The organism is Candidatus Neomarinimicrobiota bacterium, assembly GCA_022573815.1.
Lineage (GTDB): Bacteria > Fidelibacterota > SORT01 > SORT01 > SORT01 > JACZTG01.
On record JACZTG010000006.1, the window covers coordinates 82,012 to 101,739 of the forward strand.

Below are 19,728 nucleotides of genomic sequence, written 5' to 3' on the forward strand. Positions count from 1 at the left end.
TTTCTTTCATGACCTGCTTTCAACACCCCAGTTCAGCTTAGTTCTCAACGTGTCGAAAAAGGATTTATCCTTCCATTTTATAAGTTTGATGTTTTCTTCCGCTCTGCTTATACTAATTGATTGGTCGCTCTTGATTTTTACGCTCTCCTGCCCATCAATGGACAACAGCATATCGTCGGGTGAATCCTCAAAAGTGATTTGTATTTTCGAATCATACTTCAGAACCACCGCGCGTTGCGACAGGCTGTGAGGAGATATGGGAGTTATAAGCATAGTCTGCAAAGGAGGAACGATAATAGGTCCGCCGGCAGAGAGCGAATATGCCGTAGAACCTGTGGGTGTTGCTACAATTATCCCGTCAGCGGTATAGTTGTTAAAAAAAGCGCCGTCTACGGTCACCGAGAGGTTCCTCATCCGTGTGTAAAAACCTCTTTCAATTACTATATCGTTTAACGCTCTGTATTCCTTTCCCGGAGTGGCGTCTGTAGTTGCCTTCAATACCATCCGTTCCTCAACAAGGTATTCTCCATCCTGAATAAATTGAAGCCTGTCGTATATCTCTTCCACAGCTACCTCGGCAAGGAAACCTAAACCTCCAAGATTTATACCCGCGATAAGTACGCCGCTGTTTCCTACAACTCGCGCAGCGCTTAAGATAGTGCCGTCACCGCCGAGAGCTAAGATAATATCGCAATTTTCAGGAATAGACTCTCTTGAAGCGCTGTTTATCCCTTTTAACGCTTCACTTCCGATTTCGAGAAGATCGGATTCAACTATAACATTGTTTTCATGGCTCTCCAACCATGAAATCAGATCCGGAAGAATTTTAAGAAGTTCTTTTCGTTTCTTGGGATTGGCAATTATTCCGTAATTCAACGCATCTATTCCTCGGAATCATCTTCGTCATTTAATAATTCCACTCTCTCTGCCGCATTTTTCAATACTTCCCGACAATATTTGGATAGGGTCACTCCCTCCTCGAATAACTTCATGGAATCTTCCAGTTTTGTATCGCTACTGTCAAGTTCTTTCACGATTTCAGAAAGTCTGTTGAGCGCATCCTCGAAAGATTTACTTTTAGCTATTTTATCTGACACCGTTCGATACCTCCTTTACGTTCCCGATTAAATTGCCCACATGTAATTTAATATTTATCTCTTCGCCTTTTTCAACCTGGTTAAATGCTGAAATAACTTTTCCGCTTGCAACAGAACTGACGACCGAATATCCTCTTGCCAGCACCGCATCGGGATTTAGAGCATCCAAATTATTGCTCAGACTTTCCACCCTGAGATTTAAAAGATTTAAATTATGTTCCTGCTGCATAAAAATCATATTCAAATGGTCGCTTATTTTCTTTTTTTCTTCTTCAATCATAGAATTATATCGTTCCCAGCTGAAATTTCGTTCGTATTCATCAATTTGCCGTTCGTATTCCCTAATATAGTCTGAAATCAGTTCATATACTGTTTTTGAATATTCACCTATAGCATAGAGCAGATCGTCCATTTTGGGCGCGGCAAGTTCCGCTGCAGCCGATGGGGTAGGCGCTCGAAGATCAGCTACAAAATCCGCTATGGTATAATCAATTTCATGGCCTACTGAACTGATTACCGGAGTATTGCAATCAAAGATGGCTCTTGCCACCACTTCCTCGTTGAACGACCATAGATCTTCGATTGAGCCTCCTCCTCTTCCTATTATTATCAGATCCACTTCGCCTTCAGAATCCATTTTTTTCAGTGCGGTTGCTATCTCCTCAGCCGAGCCGACCCCCTGCACCCGGGTCGGTTCCAGCTTAACTGTCACGTATGGCGCCCTGCGATTCAAGACATTGATTATATCAGATATTACCGCTCCGTCAGGAGATGTTACCACTCCGATAATGAACGGAATCTGAGGGAGAGCGGTTTTCTTATCCTCATCAAACAATCCTTCAGCGGACAATCGCGTTTTTAATTTTTCGAATTGTTGATAAAGGTCGCCCACGCCCGCAGGCTGAACCTGAGACGCAATCAGCTGGTACTTTCCCGATTTTTCATAAACCGAAATTCCGCCGTTAACGCGCACATTCATTCCTTCTTCGGGTTTAAAAAGAAGTGAAGCGGCGTTTTGTTTCCAGATAACGCAGGGAAGCTGCGCATTGGAATCTTTGAGACTAAAATAAGCGTGACCGGATGCGGCTTTTGTCCATGAGGATATTTCTCCCTCGACCCACACAGGAGGAATATTCATTTCTAAAATTGATTTAATAAGCGTAGTAACTTCAGATACCGAGTATATCTTGGTTTCTGCGCTCATTCAGGAAGAGTAGGCTTGCCGGCTAATTCCCAGGCGGTGGCCCAATAGCGGCCGATGTCAGAAGATGATGAATTCATTTGATTCCAGCCGATTTTTCCCAGATCTGAATAAAGAACTTCCAAATAAGCCGGAATACCTTTTGCCCTATAATCATTGAGGGAATCTATCTGAACGGTCGTCAATAGCTTTCTCGCTTCTGTTTCGGATTCAAGGATCGGAATAACAAGCTTGTAGCTGTGCAGCATAGTATCAAATGCATGGTTTAGCGGGTCATCTATTGAGGTTGCTCTCCCGAGCGCAGGCTTATATGAAGCCATATTCGCATCTATCATTCTGCTTTCAAACTGCTTATGAACGCCAAAATTATTTGTATATTGCCCGTTATAGTTTTCCACAGAATGAAGAGGGCTATGTGCGTCCGCCACATAATGACCCAATGCTGCCGCAGTTATGCGAATCTTTTCACCATCTCCTTCCCTCATCTCATCAGCAAGTTTTCGGGTGAATTCGGCAATACGCCATGGGAGAGTCCCGCTGATATTTACCATATCTGCGCCAAATTTTTTAACGGCTTCATCGTAATCCCTCGGTAATTCGTTAAATGGATACGTACCGTACAAATCCATATCTATAAAATGGCGCCAAAATTCTTTTTTATCGGTAGATTTCCATTTGTCAGCATCCACCGCATGCTCGGAGATATAGACTCTTTCCTCTTCGAAAAACGCTTTCATTCCCACAGGAAGAGTATCTATCGCGTCAGAATTTATCCTTACATGGGCTTTAAAGCCCCATCCTTGTAGGAAATTGAATGGCATTAGAACTATAAAAGTGAAAGTGATAATCGTTATTATTTTAGCTGCCACCTTTTCCACCTCGCTTTCTCAGCCGATCAAATTTATCTGAGTCTAATTGTTATTTAAACTGATATATATATTTAGATGCTAAAGATTAACGGTTTTTCTTCTTATGACGATTCATACGAAGCCGTTTCTTACGCTTATGAGTATTGATTTTCTTTCTTTTTCTCTTCTTACCGCATGGCATAAAGCAGGTGTTCTCCTATTTTTTTTGAATGTTTATTTCTCTATTTTCAAGTTCTTTGAAATCAGCTCTTTCAGCAATTTGGATGCCTTAAATACAGGCACATATCGCTCCGGAAGGTAAATTACTTCACCCGTCCCGGGATTCCTCGCTTTTTTCGGCATCCTTTTTTTCACGCTAAAGCTTCCGAAACCCCGAAATTCAACTTTTTCACCCTCTTGCAGGGCGTTTTTAATCGTACTTAAAAAGCCTTCTATTACTGCTTCAGTTTCTACTTTTGTCAGTCCAGTTGCTTCTGCTATTACATCGACAATGTCGGCTTTTGTCACTTTAATCCTCCGGGCTAAAAATTTACGTTCAGTTTATATTCAGGTAATGCTGTCGGTTGCAATATATCAATCAGGTTACGAGCATCTCCGAACAATAAATCAATAAGCGACGATCTCCTTTTTCTCGCTTTGATAAGGGTAGGTTCCCCCGTCTTATTTGCGAGTTCCACTGCATAATCAATAGCGTCATCATAAGTTCCCAGAGTATCAACAAGTCCCAGCTCCTTTGCCTGTGAACCGGAATAGATTCTGCCATCGGCCAATTCACGGACTCTCTCTATGGATATCCCTCTTTCTACGGATACCGCGTTTACAAATTGAGCGTAAAGATCATCAACCACATCCTGAAATATTTTTCTGTCATCCGGTTCAAGTTTCCGATAAGGCGAGCCGCTGTCTTTTCGCGGACCGCTTGTGATGTTCTCAAACCCTAACCCGAGTTTCTTCATCAGCCCTTCATAATTCGGCAGACCCACAATTACTCCTATGGAACCGGTAACTGTGGCGGGACTGGACATTATCTTATTAGCTCCTAAGGCAACATAATATCCACCACTCGCTGCCATCGGCCCCATGGAGGCTACTATAATTTTACCGGAATCCCGAATTCTTCGTACTTCTTCATATATTTCCTGAGATGCCGAAACTCCTCCTCCCGGACTTGAGATTCGGAATAAAATCGCATCAATGTCATCATCCGCCGCAAACCGCTTAAACTGCTTGATTATCGGTCTTGATTCGTAGATCGGACCAATTAGTTCTACTATAGCTATTCTGGGCTTACCGGAAGATAACTCTAATTTTCCGTGTGAAAAATAGTTATAAGAAATCAGCAGCAGAAACAGAAACACGAAAAAAGCGCCTGTTAGAAGCGTTACCGTCAAAAGTTTATTTTTATTTGCTGCCATCTGTCTCAGTTATAAATTTTGAGCCTGTCCCCGGGTTTTATCTGGGAATCTTCCGCCCAGGGATTCCATGCAATCATTTGTGATAGCGTTACACCATTCTTTTTTGCAATATCCCAGAGCGTATCTCCTCTGCGTACCGTATGCACCTTCAAATCTTTAGCACTCACCGTCGATTGGTTTTGTGTCACCTTCATCGTCCAGAGTTGTATTACTCTACCCTTTTTAATTTCGCTGCTTTTAAGCGAATTCCAGAGTCTGATTTCATCTGATTTTACGTCGTATTTATTTGCAAGCGAGGATAAACTTTCCCTCTCTTCTATCCGATGATGCGCGAGAAAGAGGCGGGGATCAGCCACCGAAAATTTAGGTTGTGAAATGTTCAAATACTCCGGATAATAAATCTTTATCAGTTCTCCCGCATAGATCGGTTTACTGTACCTCAGTCCGTTCCACTTTCTGAGCTTAAGAGCCGTAGTGTTGAAATATTCCGCGATGTGGCCCAGCGTATCACCCTTTCTGACGCGGTATTTCAGAGCTTTACTCTTTTGGGGAACGGATGTCCGGCTCTCTATCCTTTTTGATGGAGCGGCGCCGAATACTTTTCCTCCGGTCGGAATAACAAGCAGTTTGCCTGCCCTGATACTGTTCCTGTTGCGAATGTCGTTTAATGAAACTATCTGACTCACCGAAACACCGTATTTAGTGGCAATGGTTGAAAGCGCTTCGCCCCGTTTAACTTTATGTCTCACATAACCCGTTCTTTCCGATTCAGGCAGTGCGGCGAAGTTCTTTTTGAACCGTTCCCTGGTGCCTTTTGGCAGAAGTAATGAGTAGCCCTTGTTCCTCGGTGGAGTGGATTTTCGCCTGAGTTCCGGGTTCAATGAGATAAGTTCTTTAAGACTGACTTCCGCCGCCTTGGAAATTACGCTTAGCTTAATGCTTCCCTTTATAATAACTTCTTCGAATGACAGCGGAGATTCCGGGGTAACGTTAAACCCGAAGGCTGTCGGGTTTTCTCCTATGATAGTTGCCGCTATAAAGGATGGAACGTAGTTTCTCGTCTCTCTCGGAAGAGTGGTTAACTCCCAATAATCATTGGTTCCTTCTCTCTTTAATGCACGCTTCACCCTTCCCTCTCCCGAGTTATAAGCTGCCATAACAAGATACCAGTCACCGAATTGAGCATATAGATCTTTTATATATTTTGCCGCTGCATAGGTGGATTTTTTCGGATTTCTTCTCTCATCCACCCACCAGTCTCTCTTCAGTCCGTAAAGCCTGCCTGTTCCGTAAATAAACTGCCATGGGCCTGCTGCGTGCGCCCATGAATAAGCTCTTGGCGAAAACCCGCTTTCAACCATGGCTAAATAAACCAGTTCCTTGGGTAAATCTTCTTCTTCAAGTATTTTTACGAACATCTCCTCGTAAACGCCTTTTCGCTTAAGCCAGAGCTCAAACGATTCAGACGCCTCTGTCTGGAAAAACCGTATGATTCTCATAACTCTGGAGTTAATATCCAGGGGGATCTTTGTATCCAGGTTATCCGCAAATTCCTGCAGCACTTTCATTCCCAATCCGTCTGCGTCATCAATTGAATCGAAAAGTTCTAATTTCTCCATCAAAGACATATCTGAGCCATTGCCGTATTTTAACTGCAACCTGCGGAGTGAAAATTGATAATCTTTCGAGACTTTATTGGCAGTCGCCTGAAATTCGTCATCAAAGAGCGCCGAAGTCCATTCGTGTATCTCTATCTCACCAAGGATTGAGACTGCCATTTCATATTCCTCTTTCATCCGAAGAGTATCGGACCTCTCTTCTGCGATCAGAGCCTGAGCATAATGTATTTTGGCATCACGAAGGTCTTCCCAGCTGTCATCAAGAACAGACCTGCTCGTCATCGGACCAGCAGCCGTGTCGGATAAATTGTTATCCGAATTAGCAGCCGGGGAACAGCTCCACAGAGCAAGTAGCAATATTAAAGCACCGAACTTATTATATATCATACTCTTACACACTTTTATTTAACAAACCGCTTGAAAAATATACTCTATCTCCTGTATTGTCAATCACTTTTTAAATATTCCTTCATCGTTTAAGTGTGGTGACAGCATATTAGTTACCTCCCGAAATCTTCTCTATTAGACTGTTTGTAGAGTAGCCTCTCCTGAGCTCAATCGATAGGACTTTCCCCCCGTATGACTCTACAAACTCCCTCCCTACGATTTCATTTAATGAATAATCGGAACCTTTGACTAAAAAATCCGGTTTTAAAATTTTTATCAATTCCAAAGGCGTCTCTTCAGGAAAGATTACAACCGCATCCACACATTTAAATCCGGAGAGGAGTTCGGCTCTGTCCATTTCGCTGTTCAGCGGTCTCCCTTCACCCTTTAGAAGGTTGGCGGATGAATCCGAATTCAGTCCGACAATAAGAAGATCCGCCATTTTTTTGCTTTTAGTCAGGTAATCAAGATGGCCTACATGCAGCAGATCAAATACTCCGTTTGTAAAAACCACTTTTTTTCCATCTGTGCGAGCCTCTTCCCTCAGCTGGAGAGCATCTTCCGCCCGTATCGCTTTACCCAAAGGAAATTCCCCTGGACTCCAACGACAACGGACAGTTAAGAGATTCCCTCCTTGAGCACCAGCGGTTGTAAAGCTGCAGCATTCCTTGCTGAATCAGCGATGAACCGGAAAACATAGGATTGTCCGGCGAGCTGGGCAGAACGAATCTTCTCACATGTTTTAATATAGAGTTATCCTGCTCAGCCGGATAAACAAAGAGAGTCCGATTAATTCTGCTTGCGAGGACGCTATCCTGTTCCTCTTCCGCTAAGACGCTTAATATCGGAAGTACTACGTTCAGAACAATTGATCGTGCTTTGTTTTTTCCTATCAGGGCCGTCTCTCTCGGCATATTCTTTCCAAACCTGGCCATTTTACTCCAGTAACCGTCTCCGGCTAAAATAAGGGAATTTTCGATAACCTTGATGAACCGCTCCGGATTAAGAGATTTTTTCGCGGCGAAAGATGCCAAATGCAGAAACCTGTCCGGATCATATCGCAGCAAAAATTCTCCTAAAGCCGCCATACGACGCGTCGGAAAATTCAGAGGGCGAAGTCTGAAAAAATTCCACTCATGGCCTTTCATAGGATGGGGCAGCTCTGATTTATCATACTTTTTCCAATTCTCTGCGATCTTTCGCCGCATTTCATCCTCTTCACCTGTTTCATACAAACCGGATATGCCATACAAAATTGAATTTAGAAGTAGTTTTTTGCCCTGAAAATCGGAAATATTCTGTGTGATTTTCTTAATTTTATTCAATGGAAGCAATTTACAAAATTTACTGAATTGGTTCGAATTCTTGGAATATCCCAACGCTCGTGCGAATCCTCTATAAAACAGTTCGCCGTAACTTAATCCCGTTTCTCTTTGAAACTTGAATTCATTCTTTTTTTTATTGAATCGATCCTTGCCCAGCCGCAGAAGAAGCATATATACCTCTCCGGAATTCATTCTTGTCATCTCGTGATAACAGCCGTCATCCCATGGCCAGGATAATTTATTTTGAATCCTTGCTTCCCAATCCGGAGAAAGCGGAAATTTAACCGTGGGAATATTTTTCCCGTCACTGGTCAGACAGATTGTCTTTCCTGAATCGAACACTACAACGTGAAGGATTACGTCATTGTATGAAGGATTGGTGTGATGCATATGGTTATACCAGGATTTGGAATCCAAGTGAATCTCCACGTCTCCTCTCAGCGCCTCCCCGTTTATCAGCAGCATTGCATCTTTGAAATCCGGTCCGGAATCTCTGTTCACGACTCCCGGCTCGATCACCACCACTTTTTTCCCATCGCCGGTATACAGCTTTCCCGATAACGATTTACTCCACTTCAACCACCGGAGAGCGATATCGCTCTCTTTAAGAGATTCACCTGTATAAGGTTTGATTGATTCGGAAATAGCCCGATATGAGCTGTTGCTTCGGCTATATAACATCTTCCGGCACCATATTTTTCATAACGGCATCTCTTGTGGCTTGCACAAGAGCATTCCGATTGGAATTTTCAAGCCCGTCCGTTGATATCGGTTTGCCGATTGTTATTATAATATTACCCGATTTCATCAATCCGCCCTTAGGAGCCAGCTTTCTGCTCCCCGAAATGGAGATCGGCACAATCGGAATCCCCATTCTTATTGCAAGAATAATTCCGCCTTTTTTGAATTTACCTATTTCTCCGGTGAGACTGCGTGTTCCTTCGGCGAATATCATCACCGATGAGCGGGTTTTCTTTAGCCTAACCGACGCTTGATCAATCGATTTTACTGCGGATTCAAGATTTTGTCTGTCAATTCTAATATGGCCCGCCGCTAACATCGCCTGACCGAACAACGGAATCTTGAATAATTCTTTTTTTGCTAAAAACCGCAGCTTAAACGGCAGCGTCGCCATCGCTGCGGGTATATCAAGCAGACTGGCATGGTTGGATACGAACGCATAACTTTCGCTTATTTCTAAATGTTCAAGACCTCTCAACTCAACTTTTGCGCCTGCCAGCTTCAGGATAACTCGAGCCCATACTATTATTATTTGTTCCATAGATTTACCTGTTCGATCCAAAATTAACGCCAGCAATCCGATAATACTTGCAAATCCTGTGAAGGGAACACCTAAGATTATTATAAACACCTTTCGAAACATAACTAAGCTATGATCCTTCCGGCTTGATTATGGCGGTTCCCACATACGGCACCAATGGTTCCGGGAGATGGACATATCCTTCGTCCGTTTGGTGTGTTTCGAGCAGAGCCACCATCAGCCGTGACGTAGCAAGTCCGCTTCCGTTCAGCGTATGTACGTAACCGATCTCTCCATCGCTGTTCCGATATCTTATATTACCTCGTCTCGCCTGAAAGTCTTCAAAATTGCTGCATGAGGAAACTTCCAAATATTTTTCCTCACCGGGCGCCCACACTTCAATGTCATAGCATTTTGCGGCGGCAAAGGAGAGATCTCCCGTTGATAGTTCGATGATCTTGTAATGCAGCTCTAATCGTTTCAAAATTTCTTCGGCATTGGAAACAATGCTCTCTAACGCCTCATAAGACTCTTCGGGACGACTGAATTTCACCAGCTCCACCTTGTTGAATTGGTGGACTCTCAGGAAACCTCTCGTATCTTTTCCGTATGAGCCTGCCTCCCGCCTAAAGCACGCGGAGTAAGCGACGTAAGATATCGGGAGCGAGGCGTCATCTAATATCTCATCACGATGGATATTCGTTACCGGTACTTCCGCAGTGGGAATCAGGTAGAGATCGTCCTGAGAAACAACGTACATATCTTCCTGAAATTTCGGAAGTTGGCCTGTAGTCAGAGCGCTTTCATAATTTACTAAAAAGGGTGGAAAGATCTCGGTATATCCGTTTTCTTCCGTTTGAAGGTCTAACATAAAATTAATTAATCCTCTCTCAAGTTTTGCTCCCAATCCGATGTAAAGCGGAAATCCCGACCCGGAAATCTTTGAAGAGCGTCCGAAATCGAATAAGCCCAGTGATTCGCCCAGCTCAAGGTGGTCTTTCAACTCAAAATCGCTCTCAATCTTTTTCCCCCACTCTCTCACCTGCTTATTATCGCCGGCATCTCTGCCGATAGGGACCGATATGTGGGGCAGATTAGGGAAAAGGAGCATGATTTCCCTCAGCTCGGTTTCCACCTCTTTTAGCGGTTGATCTAATTCTTTTATCTTGGCGGAAACGCTCCGCATTTCAGAAATCCGGTCATTTGAATTTTTTCCCTCTTTTTTAGCGCTGCTTATCTCGTCTGAGACCTTGTTTCTGATGGAACGCAGTGATTCAACCTCTTCAAGAATCGTCCTCCTCTTTTTGTCAAGTTCGAGGACCGACTTTATATCTACCTTCTCCCCTTTTGATTCGAGAGAAGTTGCGACCAGTTCGGGATTATTTCTTATTACTTTAATATCCAGCATCGGATTGGAATATATTCATTTTCCCCCAAAATACAAAGCTCTCACTCCATCATTTCAAGAAGTTCATTATAACGGAAAAGGAGGAAAGTTTTTAGATATCTATTCTATAGGTGAAATAAAAGCGGTTATCAAAAACGACGACCCCTTCTTGCTTGCCGAAATTGTTCCAATTCATCCGTTGAAATTCTGCCTGAAAATATTGATCTTTCGCGAATTCCACACTGTATCCTGCCGTAAATGTCAGGCGGCGTTCAACAACGCCCGATAAAAACTCTTTCAAATCTCCCGTTACCGGTCTTGAGAAAGTATCATCAAGCTGTCCTCTGCGTAACATGGCAAACGACAGTTTCAGCTTTACCCTCCAGTCAAGTGTGTTCACATAGGACAGAAACAGCTCATCGGAGTCGGGCCCTGCCCAGTGACCCATGGGACGGTCATAATTGAAATACTCGTTACCAGATCTCACGTGCGTATATACGTATGGCTCTATCCGGGAATATTCGATCCTGAGAGTGGAATTTTTCATATTCAGCGGCTTTGTAAACAGAACGCCGCTCAATACCGCCCATTTATTCCCCCAGTGCGTAAACGGATTTTTTAGCAGTTTATAGTCGTCTATGAATAATTCCGCATATACGCTCGTATTTGATAACCTGTCATATGTGATGTCGAAGTTGATAGAATTATTGTCTCTGTCTCCAAGATGGTGCTCGGCAATGTGGAACGGCATCAATGGAAGCGAATAAAGAATTTCGAATTTTGATCTGTTATATACCACGGTTTCGCCCGCTCCGATCCTCAAGCCTGTGATAGGGATAATATCCAGCCGATGGGCTGCTATCTTCTTATTTCCGCCTCTCCCGCGAATATCACCGATAAACCCGGAATAGCTGAGTTTTCTATATCTCACATCAAGCCTTATCACATCCATAGGCGGATTATTTGAGGAAAAGGTGAGTCCGCTCCTTCTCCCGGGCCCCCAGGTTATATTCTGCCGTCCTACAGTGATGTCAAACCAGGGCGCTCTGTATTTAAAGTATGAGATTGCGTCATCCCTATAGAGATTGCCGTCGTACGCCACAGCCGGCAGACCTTGAGACGGGTCAAAATTGTTTTGCGCTAATACTCCCCCTTTTTCGAGAGTGTTGGTGAACCAGAGATAGAAATATAAATTACTCCCCAAGTATCCTCTTATCCTTGCTCCTCCCGTGGTTCGGGATATGTTTTGTTCTTCACGGTTATCATCTAAAAAACCGAGATCGTTCTCCTGATTGAAAAACGCATCAATGCTGAACCAGGATTCATCTTCACTCCACGTAAATAAATGACGCTCTCTGAATTCATCAAGCACCTTCGTTTCGGGACTGTCGGGATCAGACAATATATCTCCTTTCAGCCGTTGAAGAATTTTCTGTTCGGTGTGAGACAATAGCTCCGGGTTTTTTGTCTGTTTCTCTTCGGCCATCATCAGCAGCTCCCCGAACCGCTCTCGTGTTACCGGCTTCAATCCGGAAGAAAATCCGTCTATCATCCCTCTGGCGGAAAGCAGATCCAGGTAATCATAGCCCCAATGATTGGGATCGATATCCGTTGATTGAGCTGCGGAATGCGAATAAAGCAGGAGTGTAATGATCAGCGTCGAGAAGAACCTTTTCATAAATATCATGCCGGAATTTTAGTGCCCTTTGCCGCTGAAGATAACTTTGATTGTTGACAGGATGATCTTGAAGTCCATCCGGAGCGACATATTTTCAATATAAAAGAGATCATATCTAAGTTTTCTTTTTACATCATCCAAAGATTCGTCGTATTTGTGTTTAATCTGCGCCCACCCTGTTATGCCGGGGCGAATTCTCATTCGCTTACTGTAAAGAGAAACTTCTTTTTTCAGCTTTTCCACGAAAAACGGTCGCTCGGGGCGCGGTCCCACCAAACTCATATTTCCCATCAGCACATTAATGAACTGCGGGACTTCGTCCAACCTGCTCTTCCTGAGAAAATATCCGACCCTTGTGATACGCGGGTCGTCTTCCGCAGCCCAAACAGGTCCTGTATCACTCTCCGCTTCTGCGCTCATTGACCTGTATTTAAATATCTCAAAAATTTGTTCGTCTCTTCCCGCCCGTTCCTGACTGTAAAGAATTTTTCCTTTTGAATCAATTTTGATGATAATGCCCAACAAAAGCCATATAGGGGAAAAAATCGTCAGCACGATTGTGGAGACAACAATATCCACAACCCTTTTCATAGACCGTTCCCAGGCCGGCATCAATTCAGGAAGGATATCAATGAGAGGAAGTCCGTAAATCTGGTTTGTTCGTGCCTGTCCGCTTATGATATCGTACATATCAGGACTTATTTTTATCCCGACTGACACTCCATTAACATAATTTATCACGTCTAACAACCGTTCATGGTCATTTGACGATAGTGAGAGGATTACTTCTTTTATACCATATTCCTTAATTATCTTCGGAAGATCTGATATAGAACCTAATACCTCTCCTCCGCTATCTGATTTTCCCACATCTTCAACCCGCGTGGATATATATCCGATCACCTTGTAACCCAATCCGGGAAAAGAGCTGATCCTCGAGGATAACGCTCTACTCCTATCGTTCCACCCGACCAATATTGAAGGAAGTAATCCGATACCGTTGATAAATTGTTTCCGCAGCATCGATCGAAAAATAATACGGCCGCCGGAAACCGTTATTACCATCCCAAGCCAATATGTAATGACAAGCAGCCTGCCGAATGACATTAGCTCTGTTATCTGTATCGTAACGATAAACAGTATCAATGTCCCCACAGATACCGTTTTAAAAACGCTCATCGCTTCATCGAGTCGAGAAGAAGGGCTTTTTATATTATAGAGTCCCGCAAACCAAAAAACGAGAACCCATGCACCCGACATCGATAGAAAGGGTAAAATAATTTCTCCGAAAGAAAGCGGCACGGGATTATCCACTACCCCTAACCTGAACTTGAAAAGATAGAAAATTAACAACGCCGCAAGCGATGTGAAAAAATCTAAAAGAACCAATAAAATGGTTTCGTTCTTTTTAAGAATCAAAAAGTCATATCCCTATACAAAATAACCTGTTCTTCTTATTCTTTATTAATAAGAATGTGACCGACTTATTAAAAAATACCGGCGGCTTTCGCAGATAAAATTAAGGACGTAATGGGCAATATGATGTTATACATATCTCTGAACGAGCGGCTGAGCTTCCTCGGTACCATAACATTGTCTCCCCTTTGTACGATGATCTTTGAATTTCCTTTTACGACCGAACCATCCCTGATAACTTTCACCTTATTTCCCTTTCCGCTGTCTCTCGGGCCCCCGGCGTAACCGAGATAATCTTCAGCCGTCATATCGGGAATGTACGGGTATGCACCGGGATGTGCCACCTCCCCAGTTATGTACACCATTTCATTGAAAAGCGGAATGATTATCCTGTCTCCCGGCAACGGTCTGAAATTTTTCATTTCCGAGAGCGATCTGCCTACCTGAATGATTCTATTGTTTTCTCCGCTTCCACGTCTGACATAAACACTACTCATATCCGAAAGCCTTGAATAGACTCCGGTTCTTACCAAAAGATCGGAAAGATATTCATTATCCTTTAAATAGAACGATCCTGAACGTGAATCATAGGATTCAATAGTCACTACGCTCCCGGATAGATCAAGAGTCGGAACGTTAATCACGTCGCCGTTGGATAATCGAATATTATTATCTGTAACACCCTTGTTTATATATTCCAGATAATCAAAAGTTTTGACAACCCCGGAACTGGATGTGACGGTTATATTTGTCCCGTCTGCAAGTCCATCCAATCCGTGCGCCATATCAATGATATCAGCAATCCTGTCAACCGCCCTGGCCTTATACGTGCCCGGCAGGGAGACATTGCCTGTAAGATACACCCTGAATAATCTCAGCTGCTCTAACGATACGGAAACATCAACGTCGGAATATATTTTCTTACTGAATCTTAATATTTTATTTATTGCCGCTTCAAGCGTCAGACCGCTAATATATACAGATCCTACCGTCGGAACTTCAAGATTACCCACAGGAGATACTATTGCTTCATATTGTTCATTTACGCTTCCCCATATATTTATCGAAAACAGATCTCCCGGTCCGACGATATATTCCTTCGGGTTTAATGCACCATCAAGAACCTGATCCAATAATTCTTTCATCCTCTCCTGCATTTTCTCTTTTCTATCGGCGAGTCTTTTTTGTCTTTCTTTATTCATCTCAATTCGTACTCTGTCCATTTCCGTAGTCGCCCGTCTCTGAGCCTGGATTTGGACTGTATTAACCAGTAAAAACAGCAATATCAGCGCCAATTGAGTCAGTATGAATCGGGTAAAATTGTTCTTCACCGTATGTAAGTCCTTGTAATTATTAAATTTATCATAAAGTCTACTTCAGGTATAATAGCTGTTATCCCTTGCTATCAACGCATTATAATTATTTTTGTTCCTAAATCTCATAATTCCATCCCATAATGGTTTTTATAATACTCGAGGTATTCCCCCGATTTCAACGGCTCCCACCAGCTTCTGTTATTCATATACCACTCAACAGTGTTTTTCATAGCATCTGCGAAGTCAGTTTCTGCTCTCCACCCGAGATTCAGTAATTTTGCGCAGTCAAGGGCATACCGCCGGTCATGTCCCGGCCTGTCGTCCACATATTTAACGAGCTTGCTGCTCTTGTCAGTCAATTCGAGTATCGTATCCGTAATAGTGATATTCGTCAGTTCGTTTCCGCCGCCTACATTATAAACCTCACCGTCTACACCGTTGGAAATTATGAAATCAACAGCTGCACAATGATCCTCCACGTAAAGCCAATCACGAACGTTCAGTCCGTCTCCGTACAATGGCAAAGGTTTGTCATCCATCGCATTTGTAATAAATAAGGGTATAAGTTTTTCCGGATATTGGTGGGAGCCGTAGTTATTCGACGCCCGGGTTATAACAACAGGAAGATCGTAAGTTTTGAAGTAAGAATACGCTAACCGGTCCGCCGCTGATTTGCTCGCTGAATACGGACTGCTCGGCATAAGGGGATCGGTTTCCCGAAACGGATCGCCCAGTGTACTGCCGTAAACCTCGTCCGTACTTATTTGAACGAACTTCTCAATTTCATGTCTTCTTGAAGCTTCTAAAAGTATAAATGTTCCGATTACGTCTGTTTGAATAAAATCTGCCGGTTGTCCGATTGACCTGTCCACATGGCTCTCAGCAGCAAAATTCACGACAATATCCGGATTATGAAGTTGGAACAGCTCATTAATCCGATCTTCTTCGCAAATATCATCCTGACAAAAGATATGTCGTTCATCGTTCGACCGGTTTTTTATATTCTCAGGATTTCCCGCATATGTTAATTTATCGATGTTAACAATTTTAACATCGTCGTATTTATCTAATATAAAATTGACGAATCTGCTGCCGATAAATCCGGCGCCCCCTGTTACAAAATATGTCTTCACCTATTTTCTCATTCTCTGTTATGCTATATCATCTAAGGTTCTGCCTACAGAAATATAATTAAACCCGGAATCCTTCATACTCCGTGGATCATAGATATTCCTGCAATCAACCACATTCGGTTCCGCCATTTTCTCTTTTAATTGCTCTAAATCAATCTGCCGCAGTTCATTCCATTCGGTCATCAGCATAATTGCATCCGCTCCTTCGCAAGCGTCCATCATATCCTCAAAGTAGGCAATTTCAGGAATAATTTTCTTTGAATTTTCTAATGCAATCGGATCATACGCGTGAACGGTGCAACCCTCTTTCAAAAGAATCTTGATAACTTCGAGGGACGGTGATTCTCTTACATCATCAGTATTGGGTTTAAACGCCAATCCGAGAACCGCTACCTTTTTTCCGCCTAACTCAGGTAAAAGACTTTTAAGTTTATCTACCATAATCTGCCTTTGCTTGACATTCACGTCCATTGCCGCTTCGACTATAAGAGAATTCACACCATGATTTTTGGCAAGGTGAACGAGTCCCATTGTATCCTTTGGAAAACACGATCCTCCGAATCCGGGACCGGGATGAAGGAATTTCGGACTAATCCGGCCGTCAAGTCCCATCGCCCTGGCTACCACATGTACGTCAGCGCCAGTTTTATCGCAGAGATTGGCGACTTCGTTTATGAAGGAAATCTTTACTGAGAGAAACGCGTTTGAGGCGTATTTTATCAGCTCGGCCGTTTCTATTGAAGTCTTTATTATTGGAGTTTCAATAAGATATAACGGTCTATATATTTCCGACATAATATCAAAGGCCTTTTCTGAATCACTCCCCAAAACTATTCGATTTGGTCGCATAAAATCATTTATCGCCGAACCTTCCCGCAGGAATTCGGGATTTGAAACAATTTCGAAATCCTGTTCCGAGCTCGAATTTTCCTTTATAATTTTCGCAATTTTACGACCTGTGCCAACCGATACGGTGCTCTTAATTACTATAATTTTAAATCCGTTCAGCTTTTCTCCGATAGTTTTTGCAGCGCTCTCTACATATTGCAGGTCAACTTCCCCCTCTGGAGTGGAAGGCGTTCCAACCGCAATGAAGATAATCTCCGATTCGCTTATAGATTTAGCCACTTCAGTGGAAAAACTCAGCCGCCCTTTCGATACGTTATTTTGAACGAGTTCTTTTAATCCCGGTTCAAAAATAGGTATCTCGCCATTATTGAGCATCGCAATCTTTGATTCGTCAATATCTACGCAGATTATCTGATTTCCCAGGTCTGCCAAACAGGTTCCGGTTACCAACCCGACGTAACCTGTACCTAAAATGGTAATTCTTCTCAATTTTACTCCATTATTTTAGCCAAGATGCTAATTTACAAGCGCTTATGTTAGGTGTCAAGAATTCGATACATTATATATTATTCAGTGAAACGGATATTAGACGCTGCATATTCTATAATAACCCTCCGCGCTTTCTCATATACCATTCCACGGCAAGGAGAGAAAGCAGAATAAACATCAATATTTGATTACTCCACGCTTCGAAAGTTCTGTCCGATTTTTCTATTATCACATCGCTTGCGATGTTCAATGAATCCGGATTAAAAGACTCAAACGGGTAATATATCCCTCCGCTTTTTTCCGCTATAGACTTGAGCAGCTTTTCGTTTCTGAATAAATTATCGAACTCGGGTGAATAAGTTTCTACTCCAAATTTTCCTTCGAACTCGCCTATCAGTATATCACCTCTTTTCGCAACCGCTTTATAGTAGAATTCTCCCGGCTGTTTCGATCGGTATTCGCCTATATAGCTGCCATTCGCGCGATTTTGCAAGTCAAATTCAAATACTTTGGACATATCTGATTCAAAATTGATCTCCACTGACAGGTTAGCGTCATCTATAAGATTGTATGAATCATCATACACCTGAGCTGTGAACCGTATCTTCTCACCCTGACTATATATTTTCTTTTCGGTTACCACATTGATTCTTTTAGGAAGCTCGCTGGATGATAGCCATTTTACGCCGTTAATCAGAGTGTTCTTCCAGGTTGACGAGGGTTCGCCGACAGCTCTGAGCAACCGATCAAAATTACGGGAATCTACTGTCATTATCATCGCGCTCTTTTTCGGACCTTCCCCCGAGACTATCAGCGCCGGAAAATTGGTATCACTATTTATCTTCCTTGTCTCGATTGACATCAACACTTTGCTTGTTTCCTTCAATTTCCAACTCAAGAGAGGAAAGTAAGCAGGAGGCATATTATGCCATGCTTCTAATGTTTCACTCAGAAAATCAGATTGCTTGGTAAATGGATGGAATTTTCCGTCATCTTCCAATTTCAGATTTCCTTCATTATATCGAACAGCGCCGGGTACGCTCATTGATCGGACAGGGAGAAACGATTCGAATGAACCGAGTTTGTCAAAATCTGTGCTGCCGCTGTTTATAAACAACAGCGAAACCGGCTTTCCCGTTAATTCTTGCAGAAGCATTCCGATATCATTCTCCGAACTCTGATCCGAAGGAAAACCGACAAAGATAAAGAGGTCGAAATCCGATTCTAACAGAAGAGTACCTCTTTCATACCACTTGTTATTACCCGATTGAACCATTGAGGTGACATCGAATTCCTCTCGGCTGTTGAGCAAATCTTTCACAAAAACATATTCGGCGGACGGCGCTCCGCCAAGAAGAAGCAAATTCTTCTTTTTTGAGATAACATTAATTATTTTTCTTCGCCTATTATTTGAATAGGTAGATTCACCTTCAAGATTTGATAATTCAATCTGAAGATTCTTTTCTCCTTCGCTGTCGAATGACAAATAAAAATCCACATCCTTCAGAAAGCCGTCTTCAGGAAGAGATATATTTTTTATTTTCTCTGATATCCCCTCCCCGTACACTCTTATTTCTGCGTTTTTACCGCTAAACCCGTCAGATAACAGCGACAGCGTGATTTTCATCGAATCACCTAAAAACATCACAGATTTAGCGTTCACGGACGAGATTCGTATATCCCGACTTTTCTCTTTCTTGCCGATACCCACCACATGAATAGGAACAGCGGAAAAATTAGATTTCAAATCCGGCGGCTCACCCTGATTCCACTGCCCGTCACTAAGCAATATAACGGCGGACACCGTTTCAGATCTGTTCTCCTTTAACAATTTTTTCAGTGATTTTGATATATCGGTTAAATCCCCTTCTGCACGGTCATCTGCGCTTAAATCTCTTAATTCTGAATCAAATATATATTTTTTAACTTCTACTTCAGTTCCGATTGCAGAAGTTATTCGATGAACCATTTCAACTGTTTCGATGAACGGATTATTTTCATATTGAGCCATACTTTTACTTCCGTCAAGAAGAATTCCTACTACCTTCTTTTTTTCCGACAGAGTGGACCAGTTGATAACTACCATCGAAAGCTGGATACTCAGGAAAATAAAAACTAATGAGCGTAAGGTTCGGAGAATTATCCGAAATGATTTGGATTTCGGAGGGTAAATGTTTTTATAAAAATAATAGACTACGAATGCGGACAGCGTTGTTAATAAAAGGGTAAGAGGCACGCCATTAACAGTTGTTAAGGAAAAGCCTTTAAAAAAATCCATCATCAAAT

17 protein-coding genes are annotated in these 19,728 nt (G+C 42.7%); all 17 read right to left on the minus strand.

All coding sequences use genetic code 11. The features are described from left to right. Positions 1–6: 6 nt before the first annotated feature. The 17 genes from IIB39_04015 to IIB39_04095 all read right to left on the minus strand — a co-directional run bounded on the left by IIB39_04015 (position 7) and on the right by IIB39_04095 (position 19,723). Positions 7–876: an NAD(+)/NADH kinase gene (locus IIB39_04015; GenBank protein MCH8927864.1), complete on the minus strand. Its 870-nt coding sequence runs from the start codon at positions 874–876 to the stop codon at positions 7–9. Positions 877–881: 5 nt separating this feature from the next. Beyond that, positions 882–1,085 (minus strand): exodeoxyribonuclease VII small subunit, encoded by a 204-nt coding sequence (gene xseB / locus IIB39_04020; GenBank protein MCH8927865.1) that lies wholly within the window; start codon positions 1,083–1,085, stop codon positions 882–884. A gap of 1 nt (position 1,086) precedes the next feature. After that, on the minus strand, positions 1,087–2,301 hold the full coding sequence (gene xseA, locus IIB39_04025) for an exodeoxyribonuclease VII large subunit (protein ID MCH8927866.1): 1,215 nt from the start codon (positions 2,299–2,301) through the stop codon (positions 1,087–1,089). Further along, positions 2,298–3,167 (minus strand): hypothetical protein, encoded by an 870-nt coding sequence (locus IIB39_04030; protein MCH8927867.1) that lies wholly within the window; start codon positions 3,165–3,167, stop codon positions 2,298–2,300. Before IIB39_04030 ends, xseA begins: the two co-directional genes overlap by 4 nt. A 213-nt stretch (positions 3,168–3,380) precedes the next feature. Further along, the gene (locus IIB39_04035) at positions 3,381–3,674 is read right to left on the minus strand and encodes an integration host factor subunit beta (GenBank protein ID MCH8927868.1); all 294 of its coding nucleotides are present in this window, start codon (positions 3,672–3,674) and stop codon (positions 3,381–3,383) included. Between the two features lie 14 nt (positions 3,675–3,688). Further along, complete coding sequence (gene sppA, locus IIB39_04040; GenBank protein MCH8927869.1) at positions 3,689–4,582, minus strand: signal peptide peptidase SppA; 894 nt, start codon at positions 4,580–4,582, stop codon at positions 3,689–3,691. A 5-nt stretch (positions 4,583–4,587) separates the two neighbouring features. Beyond that, positions 4,588–6,558 carry a LysM peptidoglycan-binding domain-containing protein gene (locus tag IIB39_04045; protein MCH8927870.1) on the minus strand — a complete coding sequence of 657 codons (1,971 nt, stop codon included), beginning with the start codon at positions 6,556–6,558 and terminating at the stop codon, positions 4,588–4,590. A gap of 139 nt (positions 6,559–6,697) precedes the next feature. Next, on the minus strand, positions 6,698–7,171 hold the full coding sequence (gene rfaE2 / locus IIB39_04050) for a D-glycero-beta-D-manno-heptose 1-phosphate adenylyltransferase (GenBank protein MCH8927871.1): 474 nt from the start codon (positions 7,169–7,171) through the stop codon (positions 6,698–6,700). Beyond that, positions 7,164–8,594: a DUF2851 family protein gene (locus IIB39_04055; protein MCH8927872.1), complete on the minus strand. Its 1,431-nt coding sequence runs from the start codon at positions 8,592–8,594 to the stop codon at positions 7,164–7,166. The genes rfaE2 and IIB39_04055 overlap by 8 nt, the downstream gene beginning before the upstream one ends. Then, entirely contained in the window at positions 8,584–9,297 is a 714-nt protein-coding gene (locus tag IIB39_04060) for a 1-acyl-sn-glycerol-3-phosphate acyltransferase (protein ID MCH8927873.1), read from the minus strand. The genes IIB39_04055 and IIB39_04060 overlap by 11 nt, the downstream gene beginning before the upstream one ends. Before the next feature lie 7 nt (positions 9,298–9,304). Beyond that, positions 9,305–10,582 carry a serine--tRNA ligase gene (gene serS / locus IIB39_04065; GenBank protein MCH8927874.1) on the minus strand — a complete coding sequence of 426 codons (1,278 nt, stop codon included), beginning with the start codon at positions 10,580–10,582 and terminating at the stop codon, positions 9,305–9,307. A 91-nt stretch (positions 10,583–10,673) separates the two neighbouring features. Further along, entirely contained in the window at positions 10,674–12,239 is a 1,566-nt protein-coding gene (locus tag IIB39_04070; protein ID MCH8927875.1) for a hypothetical protein, read from the minus strand. A gap of 18 nt (positions 12,240–12,257) precedes the next feature. After that, positions 12,258–13,658, minus strand: a complete 1,401-nt coding sequence (locus tag IIB39_04075) for a sugar transferase (protein ID MCH8927876.1) — start codon at positions 13,656–13,658, stop codon at positions 12,258–12,260. A 68-nt stretch (positions 13,659–13,726) separates the two neighbouring features. Then, entirely contained in the window at positions 13,727–14,986 is a 1,260-nt protein-coding gene (locus IIB39_04080) for an SLBB domain-containing protein (GenBank protein MCH8927877.1), read from the minus strand. 107 nt (positions 14,987–15,093) lie between these two features. Then, on the minus strand, positions 15,094–16,104 hold the full coding sequence (gene rfbB, locus IIB39_04085) for a dTDP-glucose 4,6-dehydratase (GenBank protein MCH8927878.1): 1,011 nt from the start codon (positions 16,102–16,104) through the stop codon (positions 15,094–15,096). Positions 16,105–16,122: 18 nt separating this feature from the next. Continuing rightward, positions 16,123–17,442, minus strand: a complete 1,320-nt coding sequence (locus tag IIB39_04090) for a UDP-glucose/GDP-mannose dehydrogenase family protein (protein ID MCH8927879.1) — start codon at positions 17,440–17,442, stop codon at positions 16,123–16,125. Between the two features lie 112 nt (positions 17,443–17,554). After that, positions 17,555–19,723: a hypothetical protein gene (locus IIB39_04095; protein MCH8927880.1), complete on the minus strand. Its 2,169-nt coding sequence runs from the start codon at positions 19,721–19,723 to the stop codon at positions 17,555–17,557. Positions 19,724–19,728 lie beyond the last annotated feature (5 nt).